Annotated in this window: 24 protein-coding genes and 1 tRNA gene; 16 read left to right on the top strand and 9 right to left on the bottom strand. The window is 70.2% G+C overall.

Annotated features, from left to right (window positions below):
• Positions 1 to 9: 9 nt before the first annotated feature.
• The 7 genes from ASF40_RS16445 to ASF40_RS16415 all read left to right on the top strand — a co-directional run bounded on the left by ASF40_RS16445 (position 10) and on the right by ASF40_RS16415 (position 6,816).
• Positions 10 to 405, top strand: coding sequence for a hypothetical protein (locus tag ASF40_RS16445; protein WP_200919507.1), 396 nt, complete (start codon positions 10 to 12; stop codon positions 403 to 405).
• Positions 402 to 1,400, top strand: coding sequence for a dihydroxyacetone kinase subunit DhaK (locus tag ASF40_RS16440; protein ID WP_056370954.1), 999 nt, complete (start codon positions 402 to 404; stop codon positions 1,398 to 1,400). Before ASF40_RS16445 ends, ASF40_RS16440 begins: the two co-directional genes overlap by 4 nt.
• Complete coding sequence (locus ASF40_RS16435; RefSeq protein ID WP_056371580.1) at positions 1,394 to 1,984, top strand: DAK2 domain-containing protein; 591 nt, start codon at positions 1,394 to 1,396, stop codon at positions 1,982 to 1,984. The genes ASF40_RS16440 and ASF40_RS16435 overlap by 7 nt, the downstream gene beginning before the upstream one ends.
• Positions 1,981 to 2,862 (top strand): 3-keto-5-aminohexanoate cleavage protein, encoded by an 882-nt coding sequence (locus ASF40_RS16430; RefSeq protein WP_056370952.1) that lies wholly within the window; start codon positions 1,981 to 1,983, stop codon positions 2,860 to 2,862. Before ASF40_RS16435 ends, ASF40_RS16430 begins: the two co-directional genes overlap by 4 nt.
• On the top strand, positions 2,859 to 4,595 hold the full coding sequence (locus ASF40_RS16425; RefSeq protein WP_056370950.1) for an IlvD/Edd family dehydratase: 1,737 nt from the start codon (positions 2,859 to 2,861) through the stop codon (positions 4,593 to 4,595). The genes ASF40_RS16430 and ASF40_RS16425 overlap by 4 nt, the downstream gene beginning before the upstream one ends.
• Entirely contained in the window at positions 4,582 to 5,337 is a 756-nt protein-coding gene (locus tag ASF40_RS16420; protein WP_056370948.1) for an SDR family oxidoreductase, read from the top strand. Before ASF40_RS16425 ends, ASF40_RS16420 begins: the two co-directional genes overlap by 14 nt.
• A gap of 129 nt (positions 5,338 to 5,466) precedes the next feature.
• Positions 5,467 to 6,816 carry an MFS transporter gene (locus ASF40_RS16415; protein WP_056370947.1) on the top strand — a complete coding sequence of 450 codons (1,350 nt, stop codon included), beginning with the start codon at positions 5,467 to 5,469 and terminating at the stop codon, positions 6,814 to 6,816.
• 271 nt (positions 6,817 to 7,087) lie between these two features.
• Here the strand turns inward: ASF40_RS16415 and ASF40_RS21170 are convergent.
• Positions 7,088 to 7,163 (bottom strand) — tRNA-Met (locus tag ASF40_RS21170).
• Positions 7,164 to 7,350: 187 nt separating this feature from the next.
• Here ASF40_RS21170 and ASF40_RS16410 point away from each other — a divergent pair.
• The 5 genes from ASF40_RS16410 to ASF40_RS16390 all read left to right on the top strand — a co-directional run bounded on the left by ASF40_RS16410 (position 7,351) and on the right by ASF40_RS16390 (position 10,946).
• On the top strand, positions 7,351 to 8,175 hold the full coding sequence (locus tag ASF40_RS16410; protein ID WP_056370945.1) for a DUF4397 domain-containing protein: 825 nt from the start codon (positions 7,351 to 7,353) through the stop codon (positions 8,173 to 8,175).
• 11 nt (positions 8,176 to 8,186) lie between these two features.
• Positions 8,187 to 8,834, top strand: coding sequence for a class F sortase (locus ASF40_RS16405; protein WP_056371578.1), 648 nt, complete (start codon positions 8,187 to 8,189; stop codon positions 8,832 to 8,834).
• A gap of 37 nt (positions 8,835 to 8,871) precedes the next feature.
• Positions 8,872 to 9,423 (top strand): RNA polymerase sigma factor, encoded by a 552-nt coding sequence (locus ASF40_RS16400; protein ID WP_200919506.1) that lies wholly within the window; start codon positions 8,872 to 8,874, stop codon positions 9,421 to 9,423.
• Positions 9,410 to 10,186: an anti-sigma factor gene (locus tag ASF40_RS16395; protein ID WP_056370941.1), complete on the top strand. Its 777-nt coding sequence runs from the start codon at positions 9,410 to 9,412 to the stop codon at positions 10,184 to 10,186. Before ASF40_RS16400 ends, ASF40_RS16395 begins: the two co-directional genes overlap by 14 nt.
• A gap of 169 nt (positions 10,187 to 10,355) precedes the next feature.
• Positions 10,356 to 10,946 carry a fasciclin domain-containing protein gene (locus ASF40_RS16390; protein WP_056371576.1) on the top strand — a complete coding sequence of 197 codons (591 nt, stop codon included), beginning with the start codon at positions 10,356 to 10,358 and terminating at the stop codon, positions 10,944 to 10,946.
• Between the two features lie 90 nt (positions 10,947 to 11,036).
• Here ASF40_RS16390 and ASF40_RS16385 read toward each other — a convergent pair whose 3' ends face one another.
• A complete protein-coding gene (locus ASF40_RS16385) occupies positions 11,037 to 11,570 on the bottom strand; it encodes a hypothetical protein (RefSeq protein ID WP_056370939.1) in 534 nt (177 codons plus the stop codon).
• Positions 11,567 to 11,974, bottom strand: a complete 408-nt coding sequence (locus ASF40_RS16380) for a DUF4383 domain-containing protein (protein ID WP_056370937.1) — start codon at positions 11,972 to 11,974, stop codon at positions 11,567 to 11,569. Before ASF40_RS16380 ends, ASF40_RS16385 begins: the two co-directional genes overlap by 4 nt.
• Positions 11,975 to 12,139: 165 nt before the next feature.
• Here ASF40_RS16380 and ASF40_RS16375 point away from each other — a divergent pair, with 165 nt between their 5' ends.
• The gene (locus tag ASF40_RS16375; protein ID WP_056370935.1) at positions 12,140 to 13,129 is read left to right on the top strand and encodes an NADP-dependent oxidoreductase; all 990 of its coding nucleotides are present in this window, start codon (positions 12,140 to 12,142) and stop codon (positions 13,127 to 13,129) included.
• A gap of 82 nt (positions 13,130 to 13,211) precedes the next feature.
• On the opposite strand, the gene ASF40_RS16370 is transcribed toward ASF40_RS16375, so the two are convergent.
• The gene (locus tag ASF40_RS16370; protein WP_056370933.1) at positions 13,212 to 14,819 is read right to left on the bottom strand and encodes a flavin monoamine oxidase family protein; all 1,608 of its coding nucleotides are present in this window, start codon (positions 14,817 to 14,819) and stop codon (positions 13,212 to 13,214) included.
• Positions 14,820 to 15,126: 307 nt separating this feature from the next.
• On the opposite strand from ASF40_RS16370, the gene ASF40_RS16365 reads away from it, so the two are divergent.
• Complete coding sequence (locus tag ASF40_RS16365) at positions 15,127 to 15,765, top strand: Rid family hydrolase (RefSeq protein WP_056370931.1); 639 nt, start codon at positions 15,127 to 15,129, stop codon at positions 15,763 to 15,765.
• A 236-nt stretch (positions 15,766 to 16,001) separates the two neighbouring features.
• Complete coding sequence (locus tag ASF40_RS16360) at positions 16,002 to 16,919, top strand: DMT family transporter (RefSeq protein WP_056370929.1); 918 nt, start codon at positions 16,002 to 16,004, stop codon at positions 16,917 to 16,919.
• Between the two features lie 55 nt (positions 16,920 to 16,974).
• Here ASF40_RS16360 and ASF40_RS16355 read toward each other — a convergent pair whose 3' ends face one another.
• Entirely contained in the window at positions 16,975 to 18,174 is a 1,200-nt protein-coding gene (locus tag ASF40_RS16355; protein ID WP_056371574.1) for a saccharopine dehydrogenase family protein, read from the bottom strand.
• Between the two features lie 163 nt (positions 18,175 to 18,337).
• Between ASF40_RS16355 and ASF40_RS16350 the strand changes: the two genes are divergently transcribed.
• Positions 18,338 to 19,231: an aldo/keto reductase gene (locus ASF40_RS16350; protein WP_056370926.1), complete on the top strand. Its 894-nt coding sequence runs from the start codon at positions 18,338 to 18,340 to the stop codon at positions 19,229 to 19,231.
• 1 nt (position 19,232) lies between these two features.
• On the opposite strand, the gene ASF40_RS16345 is transcribed toward ASF40_RS16350, so the two are convergent.
• The 4 genes from ASF40_RS16345 to ASF40_RS16330 form a co-directional block, all read right to left on the bottom strand.
• Positions 19,233 to 19,760 (bottom strand): DUF1697 domain-containing protein, encoded by a 528-nt coding sequence (locus tag ASF40_RS16345; RefSeq protein ID WP_056370924.1) that lies wholly within the window; start codon positions 19,758 to 19,760, stop codon positions 19,233 to 19,235.
• Between the two features lie 27 nt (positions 19,761 to 19,787).
• Positions 19,788 to 21,113, bottom strand: coding sequence for a glycosyltransferase (locus tag ASF40_RS16340; RefSeq protein WP_056370922.1), 1,326 nt, complete (start codon positions 21,111 to 21,113; stop codon positions 19,788 to 19,790).
• A complete protein-coding gene (locus ASF40_RS16335) occupies positions 21,110 to 23,302 on the bottom strand; it encodes a glycosyltransferase (RefSeq protein ID WP_056370920.1) in 2,193 nt (730 codons plus the stop codon). The genes ASF40_RS16340 and ASF40_RS16335 overlap by 4 nt, the downstream gene beginning before the upstream one ends.
• A gap of 124 nt (positions 23,303 to 23,426) precedes the next feature.
• Positions 23,427 to 24,290 (bottom strand): helix-turn-helix transcriptional regulator, encoded by an 864-nt coding sequence (locus ASF40_RS16330; RefSeq protein WP_442922706.1) that lies wholly within the window; start codon positions 24,288 to 24,290, stop codon positions 23,427 to 23,429.
• Positions 24,291 to 24,308: the final 18 nt, after the last annotated feature.

Raw genomic sequence — 24,308 nt, 5'->3', positions numbered from 1 at the left:
CGGGAGACCGTGGCCACCATCGACGGGCTGGAGGTGATCGCGCTCGACAGCGCGTCGCAGATCGAGCTTGGCGATCGCCGGCGTCTGGTGATCGCCGCCTCCAACGGCGGGCGCGAATCCGGGCGAGCCGCCGTCCTCGCCGGCTGCGCCGCCGTGGTCTTCAACGACGCCGGGATCGGCAAGGACCGCGCCGGCGTCAGCGGCCTCGACCTCGTCGACGCCGAGGGGATCGCCGGAATGGCGGTCGCCCACACCAGCGCCGAGATCAGCGACGGTCTCGGCACGTGGCGCACCGGCGTGCTGTCGACCGTCAATTCGACCGCCGCCGCGCTGGGCATCCGACCCGGGATGCCGGTACGCGAGGCCGTTGCGATCGTCGCAGCGGCACGGAAGGAAGCATCATGACCGTGCAGCTGCACGACGACCCGGCCGAGCTCGTCGCCGACGCCATCCGCGGACTCGTCTCCGCTCACCCGACGATCGTCTCCGCGCGGTTCGACCCGCTGTTCGTGATCCGCGCCGACAGCGGCGCCCCGGGCACCGTCGCCGTGGTCTCGGGAGGCGGATCCGGCCATGAGCCACTGCACGCGGGGTTCGTCGGATCGGGGATGCTCGACGCCGCCGTCCCCGGGCAGGTGTTCGCCAGTCCCACCGCCGGGCAGGTGCATGCGGCGCTCGTCGCGGCGGACCGCGGCGCGGGCGTCGTGCTCATCATAAAGAACTACACGGGCGACGTCCTCAACTTCACGCTGGCCGCCGAGGACGCGCGAGACGACGGACTCAGCGTCGAACTCGTCCTCGTCGACGACGACCTCGCCACCGACGGTGAGAACTCGGGCACGGGCAGGCGCGGCACGGCCGCCACGGTGGTCGCCGAGAAGCTGGCGGGCGCCGCGGCGCGAGAAGGCCGGTCGCTGGGGGAGGTCGCCGCCGTGGCACGCGGCGCGGCCGAGCGCAGCCGGAGCCTTGCAGTGGGGTTCCGCTCCGCCACTCTCCCCGGACACGACACCCCCTCTTTCGAACTCCAGCCGGGCGAGCTCGAGTTCGGCGTCGGCATCCACGGCGAACGCGGCACGGGTCGCACGCTCGCCGGCAACGGGAGCGAGATCGTCGCATCCCTCGTGCGCCCCCTGGTCGACGCACTCGGTCTGAGCGAGGGCGACGAGATCATCGCCGTCGTCAACGGCCTCGGCGGGACCGCCGGCGTGCACCTCGGGGCAGCCCGGCACTATCTCGACCGCGCACTCGAGGGAACCGGCATCCGCATCGCACGAAGCCTCGTCGGCTCGTACGTCACCGCGCTTGAGATGCAGGGGATCTCCATCACGCTGACGCGCATCACGGACGGCGACCTCGAGCTGTGGGACGCCCCCGTCACGACGGCGGCACTGCGATGGTGACCGCAGCCGCCTGGGTCGACGGCTTCATCGACCGCGTGCACGCCGATCACACCGTGCTCACCGCGCTCGACACGCGCGCCGGCGACGGAGACTTCGGCGACAACCTGCTCTCGGCGGCCGCGCGCGCCCGCCGGGAACGAGAGGCGGGCACCCCGCCGTTCCGCGCCCTGGTGCAGGCCTTCCGCGACGCGGGGGGCACTAGCGGCCCGCTGCTCGGGATGTGGTTCCGGCCATTCGCGCGAGAGCTGCAGGACCCGGTCGACGCCGCGGCCCTCGCACGCGCCGCACGCGAGGGCCTGGCCGCCATCCAGTCCGCCGCCGGCGCCCAGGTCGGCGACAACACGATGGTCGACGCGATGGCGCCCGCAGCAGACGCGCTCGCCGACGCCGCAGACCGAGGATCCGACGCGCCTGCGGCGCTTGCCGCGGCGGCCCGCGCAGCCGCCGAGGGGGCCGCATCTACCGAAGGGCTGCTCGGACGCAAGGGGCGGTCGAGTTACGTGGGCGACCACGCCCTGGGGGTCGCCGACCCCGGGGCCGTCGCCATCGCCTGGTTCTTCGAGGCAGGGAGGGATGCGCAATGAGCCGGCCAGTCATCATCACCGTGGCTCCGACGGGAGGGATGCTGCGCTCCGACGCGCACCCCCACGTCCCGACGCAGCCCGATCAGATCGCCGCAGACGTCGCCCGCTGCGTCGACGCCGGCGCGAGCGCCGCCGCGCTGCACGTGCGCCGGCTCGACGAGACGGCCACGTGCGATCCCGCGCTGTACCGCGAGGTCAACCGGCTCGTCCGCGAGCGCTGCGACGTCGTGATCAACAACTCCAGCGGCGGCGGCGTCTCGGGCGAGATGCGCACCGACCTCGGCGGAGGGATGGCAGAGTTCAGCTGGCCGCAGCGACTCGCCGCCACGGACGGCGGCGCCGACACCGTGACCCTCGACGCGATCACCGCCTGGGCGACGGTCGACGGCGACGAGGTGCTCATGAACACCCCGGCCAGCCGGGCGCGCGAACTCGCGCAGCGCATCCGCCGGGCCGGCGCCGTCCCGGAGTGGGAGGTGTTCAACCCGTCACACATCACCAAAGACATCCCCGAGCTCATCGCGGCCACGGGCGCAGGCGGACCGCACATCGTCAACATCTGCCTCGACCTCGACCGGGTGTTCAGCAACGCCTCGCCGTGGACGCCGCGCCAGCTCGAACTCATGGTGGACCAGCTGCCTGCGCAGGCGGTCTTCTCGGTCAGCGTCGGAGGCAGCGATCCCTTCCCGGCGCTCGCCCACGCGCTGATCCTCGGCGGCCACATCCGGGTCGGGCTCGAAGACCACCCGTGGCACCCCGACGGCAGCCCGGCCACGAACCTCGAGCTCGTCCAGCGCGCCGTCCGGCTGGTCAAGGCGCTCGGCATGCGCCCCGCGACCCCGGACGAGACCCGCCGGCTCTGGGGGCTGGTCGCATGATCACCAACCTCGGCAGCACCGGCGAACGGCCCGGGCGACGCTCCGCGGACTGGTTCGGCACCGACGACGTGAACGGGTTCCTCCACCGTTCGTGGATGAAGAACCAGGGTCATCCCGACCGGATGTTCGACGGCCGCCCGGTGATCGGCATCGCACAGACCTTCTCCGACCTCGCGCCGTGCAACGGCCACTTCCGCGAGCTCGCGGAGTTCGTCAAGCGCGGCGTGTACGAGGCCGGCGGATTCCCCGTCGAGTTCCCGGTGATGTCGCTGGGCGAGACCATCGTCCGCCCGACCACCATGCTCTACCGCAACCTCGCCGCCATGGACGTCGAGGAGTCCATCCGCGCCAACCCCGTCGACGGCGTAGTGCTCCTGTGCGGCTGCGACAAGACGACGCCCTCGCTGCTGATGGGCGCCGCATCCGTCGACCTCCCCACCATCGTGCTGTCGGGCGGTCCGATGCTCACCGGCAGCTTCCGCGGTCAGCCGCTGGGCTCAGGCACCGACGTGTTCCGCATGAGCGAAGACGTCCGCGCCGGCCGCATGTCGCGCGACGAGTTCCGCGACGCGGAGTCGTGCATGTCGCGCTCCGCAGGGCACTGCAACACCATGGGCACCGCCTCGACGATGGCGAGCGTCGTCGAATCGCTCGGGATGTCGCTGCCGCACAACGCGGCCATCCCCGCGGCCGACTCCCGCCGCCGAGTGCTGGCGCATGAGACCGGCGCACGCATCGTGGCGATGGTCGCCGAAGACCTGCGGATGTCGCAGGTGCTCACCCGCCAAGCCTTCGAGAACGCGATCACCGTGAACGCCGCCATCGCAGGATCCACCAACGCGATCATGCATCTGCTCGCCCTGGCGGGCCGGATCGAGGTGCCGCTCGTCCTCGACGACTTCGACCGCATCGGGGCCGACGTCCCGGCGCTCGTGGATCTCAAGCCGTCCGGCAGATTCCTCATGGAGGACTTCTTCGAAGCAGGAGGACTCCCCGGACTCATGGCGACCATCGCCGAGCGCCTCCACCTCGACATCGCCACCGTCGCGGGCACGGTACGCGACCGCATCGCGGCGGCGCCGGTCTGGAACCGCGACGTCATCCGGCACGTGGACGACCCCGTCGCCGCCGCACCGGCGCTGGCCGTGCTGCGCGGCAACCTCGCTCCGGAAGGCGCGGTCATCAAGGTGTCGGCGGCCTCGCCGGAGCTGCTCGACCACCGCGGACCCGCCGTCGTCGTCGACAGCATGGAGGAGCTCTACGCACGCTTCGACGACCCGGATGCCGACATCCCCGTCGACGCGGTGCTCGTGCTCCGCAACGCCGGCCCCAAAGGTTACCCCGGCATGCCGGAGCTCGGGAACCTGCCGCTGCCGAAGCGGCTGCTCGAAGCCGGTGTGCGCGACATGGTGCGGATCTCGGACGCCCGCATGAGCGGCACCGCGTTCGGCACGGTGGTGCTGCACGTCTCGCCCGAATCCGCGGTCGGCGGACCACTCGCGCTGCTGAGAGACGGCGACGTCGTCCACCTCGACGTCCACAACCGGCTACTGCACGCCGAACTCGACGACGAGGAGTGGGAGCGACGACGCCTCGCATGGAGGCCGCCGACGCTCGAGGAGCGCGGCTACGTCGGGCTGTACCGCCGGCATGTGCAGCAGGCTCATCTCGGTGCCGACTTCGACTTCCTGCGGGGCACACGCGGAGACGAGGTGCGCGGTGACAACCACTGAGCCCGCCCGCGTCGCCGTCGTCACCGGCGGCGGGTCCGGCCTCGGCAAGGCCTTCGTGCGAGAGTTACTGGATGCCGGATTCCGCGTAGCCGCGCTCGGCAGACGACCGGACGCCCTTCACCGCAGCTTCGAGGCAGCGCCGGCCGCGCAGGCCATGGTGGTCCTCGCGGACGTCACGGACGAGGCATCCGTCGACGAAGCCATGCGGCAGGTCGTCGCCCGCTGGGGGCGCATCGACGTGCTCGTGAACAACGCGGGCGTTCTCGGCCCCGTCGGCGAGATCGACGAGGTGAGCCTCCCAGACGTACGCAACACGCTCGACGTCAACGTCATGGGAGCGGTGATCTGCTCACGCGCGGTCTTCCCCATCATGAGGACCCAGCAGCCGCCCGGCGGTCGCATCATCAACAACGGGTCGATCTCCGCGCACGTGCCCCGTCCGCACTCGACCGCCTATGCGATCACCAAACACGCCCTCACCGGCCTGACCCGCTCACTGGCACTGGACGGCCGCAAGTTCCAGATCGCCGTCGGTCAGATCGACATCGGAAACGCCGCCACCGACATGACCGGGTTCACCGAGCACGCGCTCCAGGCGGACGGCAGCCACCGCACCGAGGCGACGTTCGACGCCCACGACGCGGCTCGTGCCGTCAGACTGATGGCGAGCCTTCCGCTCGATGCGAACGTGCTCTCGCTCACCCTCACGGCGACGACGATGCCCTTCGTCGGCCGCGGATGACCCGGTGACATGAGAGTTCACATCGTGTACCGATGATCGGAACAAACCCGTCGCGATAGCGACCGAAGCGGAAGAGGCTGAAGGGGTCGCGATGTCGCGGCGACTTCACCCGGAATCAAAGGAGATGGCGTGTCGAAGACGAACGTCCCCTCGCTGAAAGCGGCCGTCGACGAAGCGGTCGTGATCAAGAAGGTCACCCGCAAGCTGCTGCCGTTCATCGGCCTCTGTTACATCGTGCTGTACCTGGACCGCACCAACATCGGCGTCGCTGCGCTGCAGATGAACGACGAGCTCGGGATCTCGGCATCCATGTTCGGCTTCGCCGCCGGGGTGTACTTCTGGAGCTACACGCTCAGCGAGCCCTTCAGCAACTACATCCTCACCCGCGTGGGCACCCGTAAGTGGATCACGCGCATCATGATCACCTGGGGCATCGTCACGATCGCGACCGCCTTCGTGAACGGCGCGCCGATGCTCATCGTCGCGCGGATCCTGCTGGGCTTCGCCGAGGCGGGATTCTCGCCCGGCATGCTCTTCTTCGTGTCGCGCTGGTTCCCGGCTGCTCGCCGGGGCGTCGCGATGTCGTGGATCGTGACCTTCATCTGCCTGTCGGGTCTGCTCACCCCGATCTGCACGGGGATCCTTACCACGTTCGACGGTGTCGCGGGCATGTCGGGCTGGCGCTGGCTCTTCATCCTCACCGGCATCCCGGCCGTGGTTATCGGCTTCATCTTCTACGCGATCATCCGCGACCGGCCTGCCGACGCGAAGTTCCTCACGCCGGCCGAGCGCGCGTGGCTTCAGGGCGAGATCGATCGAGAGGATGCTGCGACCCCGGCGTCCACTCACGGCTTCGCCGCCGGCGTCCGCAGCGGCCAGACCTGGGTGCTCATCGGGGTCTTCATCTGCGTGACCTTCTCGCTCAACGGACTGCAGCTGTGGTTCCCGCAGATGCTGCAGGCGCTCGGCGCCCCCACCGCGGCCATCGGCTGGATCGCGGCGGTGCCCTCGCTCATCGCCATCGTGCCGCTCATCCTCTGGAACCGGCACTCCGACCGCACCGGCGAGCGACCGCTGCATTTCATCGCAAGCGCCAGTGTCGCGGCCGTCGGATTCCTGATCGCGGGCCTCGCCGTCAATCAGCCGGCGATCGCCATCGTCGGGTTCTGCATCGCCGGAGTCGGTCTGTACAGCGCGCTGGCGATCTTCGTGACGATGCCGAGCACCTTCCTGTTCGGCGCAGCCCTCGCCGCGGGCTTCGGCATGATCAACGGACTCGGCAACATCGGCGGCTACCTGGGCCCGCAGGTGACCGGCTGGATCAAGGAGGCGACCGGCAGCTTCACGCCCGCCGTGCTCGTCTTCGGCGGGGCGATGGCCCTGGCCGCGATCGTGACAGCCGTTCTCCGGGCATACGGGAAGCGGCGCGGTGCCGCCATTCCCGCGAGCACCGAGGCCCGGCAGCCGGTTGGTTCATAGTCCACCACGACCAGAGTGGTGAGGAACGATAACGTCTCGACCGTCCGCTGGTGCGAGCAGCGGGCGGTCGGGAAGAGGCGTCGGCCCTCGCGGACTGGCTTGTTCAACATCGACGTGGTCTGCAATTCACTACGCCGGACTCACGCTGTTCACTACCTGGCCATCAACGAGCCGGCACATCTGTGTCCGATCTGTGTCCGGCGACAATGGCCGCTGACGTCGGAGCAGCCGGGGACTCCAGTCGTTCCAAGGGGAGCGCCCACCACAGCGTTGGACACGGCGGCGGGAGTCGAACCCGCAACGCACCCGGGTATGAGCCGGTGCCCGGGACCGCCCGGATCGCCGCGATGACCCCACGGTAATCGCCGCGGGCACGGATCGCTCGTCGGTGTCAGAGCGTGTCCGGCGATGACGAGATGTGACACCACTGCACAACTGACAAGAATCCATCCCCGCCTGCATCCGAACCTCCCCTCCTGCCGGAAGAACTCTTCATACACGCGGCGACCGGCCGCTCAAAGAAGGAGGAAGACCGTGCGAAAGAAGGTTCTCGCGGCGATCGCCGTCGGCATTGCCGCCGCGCTCAGCGTGGGCGTCCCCGCGAACGCATCCACCGCAAGCAACGCCGTGCTCTCTGTCCTGCACGGCATCCCCGACACGCCCGTCGACGTCTACGTCAACGGTGCGCTCACCCTCGACGACTTCCAGCCGGGTGACCTGGCGGGTCCGCTGGATCTGCCCGCCGGCGCCTACGAGGTCGCGCTCACGGCACCCGACGCCACCGACGCCGGCTCGCCCGTGCTCGGCCCCGTCACGCTCACGCTCGAGGCCGGCAAGAACTACACGGCGGTCGCCCACCTCGGCGCATCCGGCTCGCCGACGGTGACTCCGTACGTCAACGACACGTCGCCCACGGCGGCGGGGGAGGGACGCCTCACCGTGCGCCACGTCGCGGCTGCGCCCGCCGTCGATGTGCTCGCCGGTGGATCGGCTGTCATCCAGGGGCTCGCGAACCCCGATGAGGCATCGCTGGACCTGCCCGCCGGAACGATCGAGGCTTCGGTGGCCGCGGCCGGCACCACCGATCCCGTGCTCGGCCCGGCGCCCGTCGACGTGCAGGAGGGCGTGCTCACGATCGCCTACGCGTGGGGCAGCCTCGAGGACGAGAACCTCGAGCTCGCGGTGCAGACGATCACGGGCCTGCACTCGGCGCCGGACGGTGTGAACTCCGGGACGGGCGGCCAGCTCGCACAGCGCGACATGTTCCAGCAGTGGATGTGGGCGATCGGCGGCCTCGCGGTCGCGGCGGCGGTGGCGGCATCCGCTCTCGTCGTCGCGCGCAGCCGGGCGCAGCGCTGAAGGGTCACAACATGGCTAGGGCGATCGCAGGAGTCGGAGCATCTCTTGCGATCGTCCTCGCGCTGACGGCGTGCGGCTCGCCCCCAGGAGCCGCCCCGTCGGCGTCGGCACCCTCTGCGACGGCGACGGCGACGGCGACGGCGACGGCCGACCCGACGCCCGCCGTCGAGGTGCCGGTCGCGGCGGCCACCCCGTCTCCGGCCCGGCGGCCCGTGCCGCCGGTGAGGGTGGTCGCCGCCTCGATCGACGTCGACGTGCCGGTGGTGCCGGTCGGCGTGGAGGCCGGAGGCTTCATGGAGCTGCCGGCCGACCCCGCGATCGGCGGGTGGTACCGGTTCGGCGCCGACCCCGCGGCATCCGACGGCAATGTCGTGATCTCGGCCCACGTCGATTCTCCGGCGTACCCGATCGGCCCGTTCAGCCGGCTGCGCGACCTCCCCGTCGGGGACGTCGTCGAAGTGACGGATGCTGCGGGCGACATGCGCAAGTACGCCGTCGAGAGCGTCACCTACTACCCGAAGGCCGAGCTGCCGGTCGATGACCTGTTCGCACGCTCGGGCGCACGCAGCCTCGTGCTGATCACGTGCGGCGGCGAATTCGACTCCCGCACGGGCCGTTACGCGGATAACGTGGTCGCAATCGCGACCCCGATCACGTGAGCCGGCGATGGCGCCGGACGAGACGAGGGGAACCAGCGTGGACGACGAGGAAGAGCGCGAGCTGTGCGGCCGTTTCGCCGCCGGTGACGAGCGCGCCCTCGAGCAGATCTACCGACGATGGTCGCCGATCGTGTTCACGCTCGCGCTGCGGGTGCTCGGCGACAGGGGGGATGCCGAGGACGTGACGCAGAAGACCTTCGTCTCGGCGTGGACCTCGCGGGCCTCGTACGACCCGGCCAAGGGTCGGCTCTCGACGTGGCTCGTCACGATCACCCGGCGACGCATCGCCGACACCCTCGATGCGCGTCGCCGCGTGCGTGAGCTGCAGGAGAAGCTGCAGCGCTTCGCCGTCACCGATGAGCCGTTGTCGTCCGAGATCGATCTCGGAGACCGGATGCTGCTCGCCGACGAGATCGACCGCCTCGAGCCCGATGCGCAGCGCGTGGTGCGGCTGGCGTTCTACGACGACCTCACCCACCAGCAGATCGCGACGCGCCTCGACATGCCGCTGGGTACCGTGAAGAGTCACATCCGCCGAAGTCTCACCCGCCTGCGTGACCGATTGGAGGTGTCTCATGTCACACCTTGACCCCGAGCGTCTTGCGCTGGTCGCGGTCGGAGAAACGCTGACGGATGCCGAGCAGGAGCACCTCGCGACGTGCGACGTCTGCTCGATCGAGCTGGCCGAACTCGAGCACACCGTGGCGGTCGGCCGGTCCACCGTGACCCTGGGCGAGCTCGAGACGCCGCCCGAGCGGGTGTGGGACCGCATCCTCGATGAGGTCCGGTCGCAGCAGCCGGCGGCACCCGATGCGGGCGTCGCCGCTCCTGCCGCCTCCGCGCCGCCTGCCGCCCCGTCGGCCTCTGCTCCCGCGGGCGCGCCATCTCTCGCAGACGAACAGCCGAAGCGCCGCGGGCTGCGAGGCGGACGGATGCTGTTCGCCCTGGCGGCGAGCATCGCCGCCGTCCTGGCGATCGTCGGCGTATGGAGCTTCGTCAGGGCGCCGCAGTCGGTCGAGATCGCGTCGGCGACCCTGGCCGCGTTCCCCGATCACCCCGGCGCCGCCGGCACCGCGCAGGTGATCGAGCTCTCGGACGGGGAGCGCACGCTGACAGTGAACGTCGAGGACTTCGACGAGAGCGACGGGTTCCGCGAGGTCTGGCTGATCACCGCGGACGCCTCGGCACTGGTGAGTCTCGGCGAGCTCGACGGGAAGAAGGGGACGTTCGTGGTTCCGGCCGACGTCGATCTGCGCGAATACGTGCTCGTCGACGTCTCGCAGGAGCCCCTCGACGGAGATCCCACCCATTCCGGCGACTCGATCGTGCGCGGGCCGCTCGAGTTCAGCTGACCCGGCGCCCCTCGGCGGGGCGCCGGGGTGGGATGTGCGCAGCGGTGCGCGCGCGAATCCGGAGCGAAACTTCCGGCCGCTGCATCCGTAGCCGAGTCTTCGGGCGAATACCTCTACGGCACCCTTCGTTCGGACGGTGCCGGGAATCGCATCGAAGGAGATCGGAACCATGAAGAAGTCTCGCCTGGCCGTTGCGGCGGTCGCCGCCCTGGCTCTCGTGTTCAATTCCACGCCCGCGCAGGCTCACGGCGGCTCCGCCCCCGCCGGCACGATTGTGGATGTCGCCGTCGCCGCATCCGGCGGTGGCGCCCCCGACGCCAACCCGTGGGACTACGACATCCTCGTTCAGGCGGTGCTGGCCACGGGGCTCAACGGCGCGCTCGCCGACACGAGCCAGACCTACACGGTGTTCGCACCGAACGACCGCGCATTCCTGCGCCTCGTGACCGACCTCACGGGCACGGCGCCGGCCAGCGAGGCTGACGCGCTGGCCGCCATCACGTCGACGTTCACCACCGAGCAGGTCTCGAACATCCTGCTGTACCACGTGGTCGCGGGTGAGAAGCTCGGCCCGGTGAAGGTCCTCACGGCGCGGTCTCTCACCATGGCCAACGGCGGTGTCGTCAACCCCCGCGGAATCAACCTGCGCGATGAGACCCCTGCCCTCAGTGACCCGCGGCTGGTCTTCTGGGCGATCAACATCCCCGCGACCAACGGCGTGATCCACACGATCGATCGCGTTCTCGTTCCGGCCTCCTGACGGCGGACGGCGGGCCGTGGTGGACCTCGATCGACGCAGGGAAGGCCACCACGGTCGCGCCGCCGAAACCGGCTGCGATGCGGCATCCGTTCAATGTCCCTCGTGGGTGATGACGGGAAGCACGGTGCCGTCGACGTTCAGGAGTGCCGCGCCCTGGCAGGCGCCGAGCGCGGGCACCACCACGACGGTGACCAGCGCCGCCGCAGCGACCAAGCCCCACAGGCTCGACCGCGGGGACGGATGCCTCGTCCCTCGCACGATCCCGCAGGCGGCCGCGACGCCGAGCGCCAGCAGGAGGGCCACCGCGAGGATGCTCGCGCGCCCCGGCGCGGTCGCGAGCAGCGCAACGGCGACGCCCATGCCGACGAAGAGTCCGGAGACGGCCACTCGAGGGAGCGGGGTGCGGTCGAGCCAGAGGCGCGCTGCACCCCATCCGAGTGCCCCCAGTCCCACCCCGACCGAGAGTCCTCCGAGGACCCGGGACAGCGCGTCGGCCTGCACCGCCACGATCGCGGCCGCGCCGAGCGCGACCGCGACGAGCCCGAACCCCCACGCGGCGACCGGCACCCACGACGGCGCGCGGCTGACGCGCTCCGCCGTGGGTTCCCCCGTCGCCGCGATCATGCGGTCGCGACGCGCGATGTCCGCTCGGCGGCCAGGCCGACGCCGAGCAGCACGATGGCGCTCGCGAGGTGCAGGAAGTGGTCGGGCGCGTTGAGCGCGAGGATGTTCGCCGGCGTGCCGACGAGGAAGAAGCCCACGACACCCAGCAGCAGGTACGCGGCGCCGACCGTGACGTTCACGATCTTGGCCGGGCGCGCACCGGCGATACCGGCGATCAGCAGCGCCGCTCCGATGAGCAGGTGCGCGACGTTGTGCAGCGGGTTGACCTCGAAGATCCCCAGGAGCAGCCCACCCTCGGTCGCGATGAAGCTGATGGGACCGGTGACGAAGAACCCGAGAAGCCCGACGAGGAGGTAGACGGCGCCGAAGACCGTGGCGACGATGCGGTTCGGTGACGAGCCCATGAGAGACCTCTCTTTCCCGCGGCGATCTGCCGCGCTGTGAAAGGTCTTCGGGGCGGGTGCCGAATCGGATGGGATGCTGCGGCTGCATCCATGACCGCCCATCGGTCGGAATACATCCTCGAGGCTCGATGACGAGCCTCACGGGAACGGCAGGAGGGGATCGCGATGCGAGCACCGACGGAGGCATTCACTTACCGCTACACCCACTACGGCGACGCAGACGTACTCAAGCGTCATCAGTACCCGATGCCGGCTCCCGGGCCGGGAGAGGTGCTGGTCGAGGTGATCTCGACGGCGATCAACCACATGGACGCCTTCCTGCGCAACGGCAAGGAGGACACCTGGCACGACGACCCGTGGCCGAGGTCGTCCGGCAGTGACTTCGCGGGGATCGTCCGCCGCTGCGGCGAGGGTGTGACCGCGCCGCGGATCGGCGCGGACGTCGTCGGGCACACGCGGACCGGCGCTCACGCGAGCCACATCGTCGTGCCGGCGGACCAGCTCGTGGCCAAGCACGGCGCGATCGAGTGGGAGGTCGCCGGCGGTCTCTTCCTCGCGGGCGCCACCGCGTTGGAGACCCTCGACGACCTTCGGATCGGCCCCTCGGACACCGTCGTCATCTCCGCGGCGGCGGGGGGCGTCGGCAGCATCGAGGCGCAGGTCGCGAAGCACCGCGGCGCCCGGGTGATCGGCACGTGCGGCGAGCGCAATTTCGACTACCTGCGGCAGCTGGGCATCACGCCGGTGAAGTACGGCGAGGGAATGGCGGAGCGGATCCGGCGTGCCGCGGGCGCACCGGTCACGGCGTACATCGACAACTTCGGCAAGGACGGGCGGGAGGTCGCGGAGGCCCTCGATGTTCCTCCCGAGCGCTATCGCTCGAGCGCCGACAGGCGCCAGATCGAGCTGCGGATGCTCCGCGACGACGCCGAGTCCGTCTCGCATGCGACGCAGGTGCTGCAGCGCGTGGTGGACCTCGCCGGCGCAGGGGCGTTCCGCCTCCTCGTCTCGGGCCTGTACCCGATCGAGGACATCGTGGACGCCTTCGACGACCTGGCCAAGCTGCATGCGCGCGGGAAGATCGTGCTGGCCACCCGTCCGGTCACGCGGGCGCGCACACTGCGAGCCCGGGAGGTGTTCGAGCGGATGCCCTGACGCGGGCTCCTCATGGCGCCGACCGAGCGGGGGACTCAGACGATCTCAGGACCGCCTGAGTCCGCCCGCGCGAGGGGTGGGCTCAGCCCGCCATGACTCGGGCGTGAAGAGCCTGCACCGCGTAGCGCGCCGACCAGAATGCGCCGTGCTGCCAAGCGGAGATCTCCGACATCCAGTCACCCGCGAAGTACACGTTGCCGGCGCCGGTCTGGAGCTTCTTGAAGCCCGCGGAGCTCGTGTTGGGGAACGCCCACGCCCCCTCGATGTAGGGCACTCTGTGCCACGCGATCGAGAAGGACTGCTCGAGCTCGGTGCGGTACTTCTCCCCGTGGATCTTCACACCCTGCGCCACCGCACGGGCCTCGCGGTCGCGTGGGCTCAGCGTCGCGTAGGTGCGAGCGGCGTTGCCGGTGTTGTAGTAGCCGACGACGAGACCCTTCTTCTCGCCGTATCCGTACGACGGGTACCAGACGTGCTGCAGGTCCATGTCCGTCTCGGTGATCCCGCCGTAGATGCGGTGGTCGTTCTCCCACCACCGCGAGCGGTACTGCAGGCCGATCTTGCCCGCCGGCGACGCGGCCGAGAACTCGCCGAGCGCAGAGTCGATCTCGGATCCCCAGTTCGACTTCCACTTGCGCATGAGGTGCGCCGGCGCGCTCACGATCGCGAAGTCCGCGTCGATGACCCGCGCCGGGCCGTTCGGCGGCTGGTACGTCACAGACACCCCGGACGCCGTGTTCTCGATGCCGCTGACCGGGGACTGGAGGAGCACGTTCTGCTTGCCTATCGCCTTGACGAAGTAGTCGTAGATCGAGTCCATGCCTCCCTTCGGCTGGAACATCAGCATCGCCTGCTCCCAGTTGATCTCGAACGGGAAGTAGTTGCCCATCCTCGTGCCGAGAACCTCCGAGATCGTGCCAGGGCCGGGCAGGGGAGTCCCGTGCTCGTTCCAGGCCGACGGGTAGACGGAGTAGCCGCGGTTGGAACCGCCCTTGTAGGTGCCGTCAGCCTGGAGAGAGCCCCAGCGGGTGAGGAAGTCACGCAGCCGCTCCTTGTCGGCCGCCGTGATCTTCTGGTCGAGTGCACCCTGATCGGTGGCATGCCGGAGGAGCTCCGAGGTGTAGCCGAACCAGTCGGCCTTGGCGGTGCGGTAGCGGGTCGGATTTCCCGGAGTCGAGCCGGAGTTCTCGTTGTAGAGGTAGGCGTCGGCGTTCGCGTTGGTGAAGACCTCGAAAGGCACGCCGAGCTCGCGGATGTAGTCCATGGTGACCATCCACTGCGCGATGCGTCCCGCGCCGGCATTCATGTAGATGCCGTTGTCCCAGTTCGCCGTCTGCGTATTGCCGTCGAGGTCGGTCTCTTTGTCGCCCGGCCGCAGGGTGAGGGTCCGCCCACCCGCACGGTGGCGCGCCTCGAGAACCGTGACCTTGTAGCCCGCCTTCTGGAGTTCGTACGCGGAGGCGAGGCCCGCAGGGCCGCCGCCCACGATGACGACCTTCTTCGAAGAGCGCCCCGTCAGGGAGAAATCGCTTCCGCTGGGCGGCGTCCACGCCATCTGGGCGGCCTGGGCCTCGGTCGGCGCGAGGCCGAGCGCTCCCATCGTCGCCAAGAGCACGCCGGCGCTGGAGCCTGCACCCACGGCGTGCAGAAAGCTGCGGCGGGAGACGCCGGCCGTTTTCAGAGTTTCCACGTATTGCCCTCTCGATCTCGCGCACCGCCCCGCGACGACAGCCGCCCTGCGAGGCATGATCAGCGCTTCATGTGCACCCGTGGGCAATATGTCACTCCGGTGAATCGCGGCCATTTCCTCGCGTTGCCGCGATGTAAACGCCGCTGGTTCCGGCATGTCACCACGCCGCTCGAATTTCTCACTTCGTGTCACCTTGGGGACTTTCCGATGACATCCACGGGAAACAAGTGAATGCGAGGCTTCAGCGCCATGACGCAGGCGCCGGCACGGCTGGTTCCTTGCCTGGAAACCCGAGGAGACGACCCCCATGAAGACCCGCACCAAGCTCGTACTCGCAGTGGCCATCACCGCGGGGATCGCCGTCCCCAGCACTGCGGTGGCCGCCGACGGGCTGTTCAGCCCGAAGCCGACGGAGGCCTTCACCTTCGTCACCGGTGAGACTCCGTCGATCGCCGACGGCGTGGCGATCGGCAAGAATGTCGCGTGGTACAAGTCCTCGGGTCTCGGGCCCTCCGCTCTCAACACCGCTCCCGGAGTGTCGGCCGAGGCCCGCTACATCCCTGCTGACGTGTTCCCTGGCGGTGTGCTGCCCGCGGGTGTCACGATCACCGAGGCGCAGTCGATCAACGTCCTGATGAGGATCGGCGAGAACCTGAAGAAGGCGGGCCTGTCGTATGAGGACGTGACCTCGATGCGCGTGTTCCTCCAGAACCCCGCCGGCGAGCAGGCGGCGGACTTCGCCGGCTGGAACCGCGGCTACCGTCAGTTCTTCGCGAACACCAACCTGTCCACCGGGCAGCCCCTGCAGGTTCAGCTGGGCACCGCGGTCGGTGCGCCGAAGGTCGTGAACCCTGCGCGTCCGTCCCGGTTCACGATCGAGGTCGAGAACCTGCCCGTGAACGGATGGCTGGTCGAAGTGGAGGTCGACGCCGTCTATTCCGAGTGAACGCACGGCGTGCATTCGCCGTGCCGGCTGCGGCCGGTGTGACCGCGAGCTTTCCGCAGCTGAGCGAAGAGCTCGAACGCGTCGCCCGGCCCGGTCGGTAAGGTCGCGGTCGCGGCGGCCAGGACGACCGCGTCGCCCACGGCACTCACGAGGTTGGGCGACTGGATCGTCGCCAGCAGAGCCGCTCACCGACGACCTCTCTGTGTAGCGTGAGAGCACTGCGGAGAGGGGGACCGGTGCCGTCGACGATCGCGTCGTTCCCTGTGCTGGGCATCGTCCTGGCCGTCGCCTCGGCCGCCGCGCTGGCGCTGGGCAACATGATGCAGGCGCGCGGGGTGCGCAGCGCCGCCACCGGGCCCTTCGGCGCCAAGCAGTTCTTCGCCCTGCTGCGCAACGGCCCGTGGGTGATCGGTGCGCTGCTGATCGGGGGCGCGATCCTGCTCCAGCTGGCGAGCCTCACGTTCGCTCCGCTCATCGTGGTGCAGCCGGTCGGGGTCGTCGCACTCGTCTTCGCTTCGCTGCTTACTGCGCGCGCGACGCATACGAAGCCCTCCGGCACAGAGATGCGTGCCATCGCGACGAGCGTCATCGGGGTGGCGGGGTTCGTCACGGTCGCCGCACTGGTGAGCACCCAGCGCACGATCCACGACAGTCAGCTCATCGCCATCCTGCTCGCGCTCGCCGTCGTGCTCTGCTTCGCGATCATCGTGGCCCTCGTTCAGCGCGGACGCCGCGGGCCCGCCGTGCTGATCGTCATCGCCGCCGGGGTGTTCTCGGGCTTCGTCGCGACGCTGGGCAAGACGGTGATCCTGCGGGTGCAGACGGTCATCACCGAGCAGGATTACAGCTTCGACTCCTCGAACCTGCTGACCCTGGCGTGCCTGATCGGCATCGCGATCTCGGGCGGCCTCTCCATCTACCTGGTGCAGCGGGCCCACACCGTCAATTCCCCGGAAGTCGTCGTCGGCGGGCTCACCGTCATCGATCCCTTCGTGGCCGTCGTGCTCGGCATCACCATCCTCGGCGAGGCGACCGGAGCGCCGTTCTGGTCGCTGCTCGTGCTGGCGGCTGCCGGCGCGGTGGCGGTCTGGGGGGTGATCGATCTCGCCCGGGCGCAGCAGCGGAGCGCGAGCGACGCACCGCTCGGAGGCTGAGTCCCGAACGGATGCTGCGGGCCGAGGTCGCTCGTCGGTCGGGGGCGAGGGGGCGTCAGTGCAACGCTCCTGCAGTCAGGGTGAAGCCGTTGGCGCGGAGCCGTTCGGCCAAGTGCTCACCCATCGCGACCATCGGGGTCAGAACGCCCGCGCGGTCGGGGAGGTCGTCGAGCGCGAGGCTCAGCGCGGACTCGGCGAGCATCACGCCGGTGCCGCCATAGCCGGGATCGTACGGCGCGGCGACCCGCGTGCGCACCGGCTGGCCCTCGACCGGGTACACGTCGACATCGAGGACGAAGCGACCGTGCTCGATCGCCTCAGCGCTGGGTCCGCTGCCTGGAGACGGCAGCACCCGGTCGACGACGGCGCGCGTCGGCGGAAACGCCAGCGCACCCACGAGACCCGCCGTCCCGAGAGCGATCCCCATGGCGCGCGCGAGTCCGGCAGGGCCGCGCCCGGTCGCCACCACCTCCCGGTACTGCATCAGCTGGCCGTAGCTCCACCCCGTCAGGTAGTTGCTGCGCTGCACGATCTGCTGGTTGTACGAGCCCATGACGAACGGCGCCTGCCAGGTTCCGCGCACCTTGCCCCAGCCATTGCCGGCATGGCCGGGCAGACGCACCGACGGCCCCGGCGTGAGCGCGTAGGGGTTCGCGAGGAGGCGGCGGGCCGAGGCATCCGTCTTCGTCTCCTTCAGCTGCTGGCGGAGCGAGTCGATCGTGCCGCCGCTGATGCCGCCGCGCAGCGACCGCACCTTCAGGGTCGCCGCGACGATGGGCACACCGCCGGCGGCGGTGTGGGCGAGCCCGAGGCCGAGGTCAGACGGGATCGAGTCGAACCCGCACGAGTGCACGATCATGGCGCCGGTGGTCTCGGCGACGGCGTGATTGCGCTCGATGCTCCGCGCGACGAAGATGCTCTCGCCCGACAGATCGGCGTACGACGTGCCCGCGCTCGCGCAGGCCGAGGCCACGCCGGCGCCGTAGCGCAGGTAGGGTCCGACGGTCGTGGCGATGACGGAAGTGGATGCTGCGACCCGGCCGACGGCGGCATCGTCCGAGGTGTCGACCTCGATGATCGGCCAGTCGACGCCGAGTTCGCGCGCGACCTCCACGAGGCGTCGGATGGAGCGGCCGGCGAGGGCGATCCGCACGCTCTCGGGGGCGGATCGTGCCAGGTGCCGCGCGGTGTATCTGCCGACGAAACCCGAGGCGCCGAGCAGGACGATGTCGTGGTCGCGGTCATTCGTGCCCATGCTCGGAGCGTAGGCGCGGTGGAGTCGATGCGACACGGGGTTGCTCGTTGGTCCGAGGCGTTTCGGCTCGCAAGCTCGCTCAACGACCGAGGGTCGGGGTCGGGGAACCCGGGGGCGGTGGACTGGGGAGTGGCAGGCTGGGGGTATGCGAGAAGGAGATGCGATGAAGCAGCGCACGCTGGCAGGGCGGCAGGTTTCGGCGATCGGGCTCGGGGCGATGCCGCTGTCGATGAACAACGACAAGGTGTACCCCTCGTTCGACGATGCGGTCGCCAGCGTGCACGCGGCACTGGACGCCGGCGTCACGCTCATCGACACCGCCGACATCTACGCGCCGGACGGCGAGGAGATGGGGCACAACGAGCGCATCGTCGCCGAGGCGCTGCGCACGTGGGACGGCGACTCGTCGGGCATCTTCGTCGCGACGAAGGGCGGGATCACGCTCGGTGAGGACGGCTCCAAGGGCCGCGACGGTTCGGAGGCGTACCTGCGGTCGGCGGCCGAGAAGTCGCTCGACATCCTCGGCGTCGATCAGATCGAGCTGTACCAGTACCACCGCCCTGACCGCTGGCTCGTCTACGGCGACATCATCGCCGGGTTGAAGGCCATGCAGGACGACGGCCTCATCCGCGCGGTCGGCATCTCGAACGCGAGCGTCGAAGAGATCCAGATCGCCATCGACGTGCTCGGCGAGGGCAACCTCGCGAGCGTGCAGAACGAGTTCTCGCCGAAGCATCCGGGAAGCATCGACGAACTGCGCTTCTGCGAGAAGCACGGCATAGCGTTCCTGCCGTGGAGCCCGCTGGGCGGCACGGGCGGGGGAGCGCGCCGGGTCGGCGACCGGTTCTCGGCGTTCCGCGAGGTCGGCGAGGATCATGGCGTGAGCCCGCAGCAGGCGGTGCTCGCGTGGGAACTGGCGCTGGGCTCGCACGTCATTCCGATCCCGGGAGCTCGGCGCGCAGCATCCATCACCGACTCGGCTCAGGCGGCGAACCTCGAGCTCAGCGCGGACGAGGTCACGCGGCTGTCGGAGTCGGTGGGGATCTTCGACGACTGACTCACCCGGATGAGCTGAACCGGGCGACCAGACGGAGGATCGTCGGCAGTCCGCGGGAGGTCGCCCGGTCGCCGGTGAGGCGCTCGAGCACGGGGGTGGCGTTGCCCTGGCCGTCGACGTCGTTGCGCACGAGCGCCCAGCCGGGTCCGGCATCGACGATCTCGCAGCGGGCACGCGTCATGATGCTGATCGCGTCGGGTGCCTGCGTATCGACCGTTCCGCCTCGGTGGAGGGTGAACTCGTACCCGCGGGACTCGTGGGCCGCGCCGTGTTCGCCGATGATCGCCACGAGGTCGGCAAGCGCGATCCAGAGGATGTCGCGCTCGTGGCCCGATCGGGCGGCGATCGCTTCTTCTGCGCCTGCGACGACCTCTCCGGGTTCGTCGGAGTCGAACAGGATCGTGCCGTTGCTCTGGAAGGTCTGAACGTCGGGGCAGCCGGCGTCGGCGAAGCCGGCGACGATGTCGACGGTCGACGGATGGCCGCGCTGACCCTGGTTGACGTTCCGCATGAAGGCGACGCAGCGCATACGCCGAGAGTACGTGCGATGCTCCGGCTACCGGGAGATGCCGTTCTCGACCGCGTCGGCGCGCGAGGCGGCCAGGGCGGCGAAGGCCAGGGTCGGCCCAGGGCGCTCGTGCTGCGCGGCTGCTTCTGTGCGCAGCGCCTCGCGGCCCGGCCACGTGGGATCAGCGAGAGCAGCGATCGCCTCGCTGAGCTCGTGCTCGGTCGCGGTGTTCGGCGCGAGGGCCAAGCCGGTGCCGGAGCGTTCGACCGCTGCGGCGCCGGCGAACTGGTCCGTCGAGAACGCAAGCACGAGAACGGGCACACCCTGCCCGACCGACTCGGTCACGGAATTGTTGCCGCCGTGGGTGACCGCGGCGGCCGCGCGGTCGAGCAGGCGCACCTGCGGCAGGTATTCGCGCACCAGCCAGCCTTCGGGAACCGGCCCGAGAGCGCTCGCCGGAGTCGAGCCGATCGCGATCGCCGCGCGCAGCCCCGTCCGCGCGATCGCCGCCGCCACGCGCGCCAGCACATCGCCCCGCACCGACAGGAAGCTGCCGAAACTCACGTAGACGAACGGCGTGACGTCGCGAAGGAACTCGTCGGTCTCGGGATCCTCGCGCTCGTCGCGGCGCGTCGAGCCGAGGAAGACGTGGGGCGGCAGCATCCGTCCGTCGTCCGCCAGAATGGCGGGGTAGTTGTACAGCACGACGTCGCCGTGAAGGGCGAACGCATCGGCGACCTCGGCGGCTCGCGGATCGAGCGCCCGAGCCGCGGTGTTCCACTGATGCGCGAAGCGGTCGGACACTTCGACGCAGAGTCGGCGCAGCTGCGCGAGCTCGGCGGGGTCGGGGGCGAACACGCGTGGCCAGGCCGGCGGGAAGCCGTAGACCTCGCCTTTCACGGGCAGCGCGGAGGGATGACCGAGCACCACATCCGCGTAGTCGATGCCGGCGGTGTGCAGCGCGAGGCGGGCGCTGAACGCGAGGTGGTCGACGAGGATGGCATCCGGGCGCACCCGATCGACGACCTCGAACGTCGCTCGCGCCCGCTCTTCGGGCCGCCACATCAGGTCGGTCAGGCGCTCGCGGGCCTGGTACATCAGGGTGGGAATCATCCCGCGGCGGGTGGCGTCGAAGAAGCGCTCGAGAGATGCCGCCTCCGCCGTCTGCTGCTCTCGCGTGCGCATCACACCCGCGTTCGCCCCTCTGCCCAGCGGCAGGTCGGCGCGCTCCAGGCCGAAGTCGGCGACGATCGGCGCCGTCGCCGAGCCGGTGGCGACGACGACGCGCTCCCCGGCGTCGCGCCACGCGGTCGCGAGCGTCGCGAGCGGCAGGAGGTGCGAGGCGTAGTCGGGACTGATGACCAGGAGCGTCATGCGAGCTGCTTCGTCGCCTGCGCGAACTCGGCCTCCTGCGCGACGACCGAGGCGTAGATCGGGGCGAGGGTGGCAGCCATCGCCTGGATCGTGAACTTCGATGCGACGACCTCGCGTGCCCGCACCGCGCGGTCCTCGTCGGCGTCGGCTGCGCGGTCCAGGGCCGACGCGATGGCGCGGGAGAGACGGTCGGCGTCCCACGTCGCCGTGAGGAATCCGGTGTCGCCGTGGTCCACGTAGGTCGCGGGCCCGCCGCCGTCGGGTGCGACCACCACGAGACCCGTGGCCATCGCCTCGAGCACCGCGAGGCCGAACTCCTCCTTCAAGCTGGCGCACACGTACACGCCGCCGACGGCCGCGAGCCGCGGCATCCCGAATCTCGCCGCCGCCATCCAGCGCGCGGCGACGTCGTTGGGGCGATGACCGGGAAGAATCAGCCCGCGGCGCGCGCGTTCGTGCGGGGGTACCGCGGCGGCGATGCGATCCAGCTCGCCCTGCTCATCCCGGGACGGATTCTCGAGGTCGCCTCCGATGATCAGCAGGTTCGCGCGATCGGCGAGGGGCGATCGGGCCCACGTCTCGACGAGAGAGGCCATCCCCTTCACCCGGTGCAGACGCCCCACCGAGACGAGTAGCGGCAGTCCGCGGCGATCTGCGTCGAGGCAGCCGAGCAGCGCCTCGAGTTCGGCGAACGCATCGTGGGCCGGCGTCGCAGCCGGACCGGCCGCTGTCCGCGCCTGGACGACTGCCCTGTCGATGACCGCGAGATCGACCCCCTCTGCGACGACGGTGTGTCGCTCGCTGCGCGACGTCATGTCGATTCCCACGAGTTCCCGCATCTCGTCGACGAGGTTCGGGCGCGGAAAGAACACGGTGTGAGACGCCGATGCCGCGAGCTCCTTGACCAGTCGGACCCGGAACCAGAAGTGCTCGTGAAGGTCGGCCTCACCGAACCCCGCGCGCGTGAGGACGCCGGAGTCCTGCAGTGAGTGGATCACGCTGTGCGGATCCGGGGCGACGGTGAAGATCGTCGGGATGCCGAGCTCCCTGGCGACGTCCGCGGCCGCGAGGCTTCCCACGTCGGCCATGCGCAGGTGAAGGACGTCGACGTCACCCGCGGCGCGGAGGATGCGACGGATGCCGCGCCGCGCAGCGACCCGGTACGGCCACGCGGCCGCGGACGCCACCGGCTCATCGGGGAGAGGGATGTGCCCGTAGAGATGGCCGGTCCCCGTGCCGGCGAGCTGGAGCAGATCGACGGTGCTCTGCCCGAGCCGGCCGCGAGACAGCGTGAGGACCCGCGTGACCGGGCTGTCGTCGGCCGCGATCAGCGCATCGCCGAGGCGCACCAGCAGGGTGGCGATTCCGCCGTTGTCACCTGCTCCGGCTGCCGAGAGCGCGGGGTCGATGTCGGCATGCAGGAAGAGCTGCGCGACCGTGAGCGTTCGCGGCATCCGGTCCGGGGGTGAAGGGCGGAATGCGGGCGGGGCGGTGCTCGCGCTGGGGATGGGGTCGAGATCGATCAGTGCGAGGCGAGCGATCGGCGCGAGAGGACCGCCGGTTGCCAGGAGTGCACCGAGCTCCTCCTCGAGGCCCGCAGTGTCGCGGCGCTGCCCGAGTGCGGCGATCGCGGTCGCGCGCACAGCATCGTGCTCCGAGGGATCCGACGCCACTTCGCGCAGCAGGCGTGCAGCGACCGGTTGAGGCACGAGCCCGAGGGTTTCGACGAGCGCCGCTCGGGGTGCAGCATCCGTGATTCCCAGCAGTGCTGCCTCGATGCCGATCGCGATCGTGTCGCTCGCATGGCCCGACCACCTCTCGATGGTGTGCTGGGCCAGCATGCCCGTGAACCCCCCGGCGGCGACCAGCGCGAGCAGGCGTCCCACGGCCTCTGGCCGGGGCAGACTCTGGCCGAGCGCCCATGCGGCATGCTCTCGGATGAACGGCCGCTCGTCCGACAGCAGGCCGGCGAGCTGACGCTGCGCCTCGTCGTCGTGCATCTCCGCAAGTGCGTGCACCGCCGCGATGGCGGCGATGTCGTCGGTGCCTGCGAGCGCCGTCGACAGCACCCGCAGAGTGCGGACGCTGGGGTCGCGGCCGGCTTCGAAGGCGAGATCGTCGGCGGCGAGCAGCGCCTTGACGATCGTCGGGGCGTCGAGAACGTCGTCCATCGCGGTGTGCACGCCCACGTTCCACCTCACTCACCGCACGGGGCGTCCGTGCTGTCGAAAGGCTATGCCTCCCGCGGGACGCGGACGGGTGCTTGACAAGATGGACGGGCCGGTGCAGGCGAACCAGGCGACCGGCGCGATCTCAGCGGCCGGCGGCGATCTCCTGCGTGCCGAGCACCGAGAGCAGCTGCAGCCGCTCGTGGCTCGGGGTGCCGGGCGTCGCGGTGAGCACGAGGAGCGTCTGTCCCTGCTCGGGGTCGATGAGGAACTGGCACTGCATGTCCATCACGCCGACCTCGGGGTGCTGCAGGCGCTTCTCGCGCGCGTGCGTCGAGCGCACCTCGTGCTCGGCCCAGAGCTCGGCGAACTCGGGGCTCTCCTGCAGCAGCGACGACACCATCGCCCCGGCGCGGGAGTCGGCGCCGAACTTCGCGTAGGCGGTGCGGATCTCGGCGGCGAACGCGCGCGAATGCATCGGGTGGTCCTCGATCGGGTACACGGTGCGCGCCGACGGATCGGTGAACCAGCGATAGCCGACGCTGCGGGCGAACCCCTCGAAGCGCGTCTCGTCGCCGAACAGCGCGCGGGCCGCCGGCGTCTGCGCGAGCGTCTCGCCGAGCTCGGTCATCACCTGCGCGGGGGTGTCGGCGAGGCGGTCGAGGATGCGCATGAGGCCGGGCGAGACGTGCTCGCTGCGCAGTGCCCGAGCCGGTGCCGTGTGACCGGCGAGCCGGAACAGGTGGTCGCGCTCGTCGAGCGTGAGCCGCAGCCCGCGGGCGATCGCGGCGAGCATCTGCTCCGACGGCTGCGGACCGCGCGCCTGCTCGAGCCGGCTGTAGTAGTCGGTCGACATGTCGCAGAGCACCGCGACCTCCTCGCGCCGAAGACCTGCCGTGCGGCGCCGAGACCCGCGCCGCAGTCCGACGTCCTCGGGCTGCAGCGCCTCGCGGCGGCGACGCAGGAAGTCGGCGAGCTGTGCTCTGTCCATCACCTGAGTCTGCGGCATCCGTCACTCCTCATCCAG

Origin of the sequence: Microbacterium sp. Leaf288 (genome assembly GCF_001422925.1) — a bacterium.
Taxonomy (GTDB): domain Bacteria; phylum Actinomycetota; class Actinomycetes; order Actinomycetales; family Microbacteriaceae; genus Microbacterium.
The sequence above is the reverse complement of the archived record's forward strand: the minus strand, read 5'-3'. Positions and strand labels throughout refer to the sequence as shown.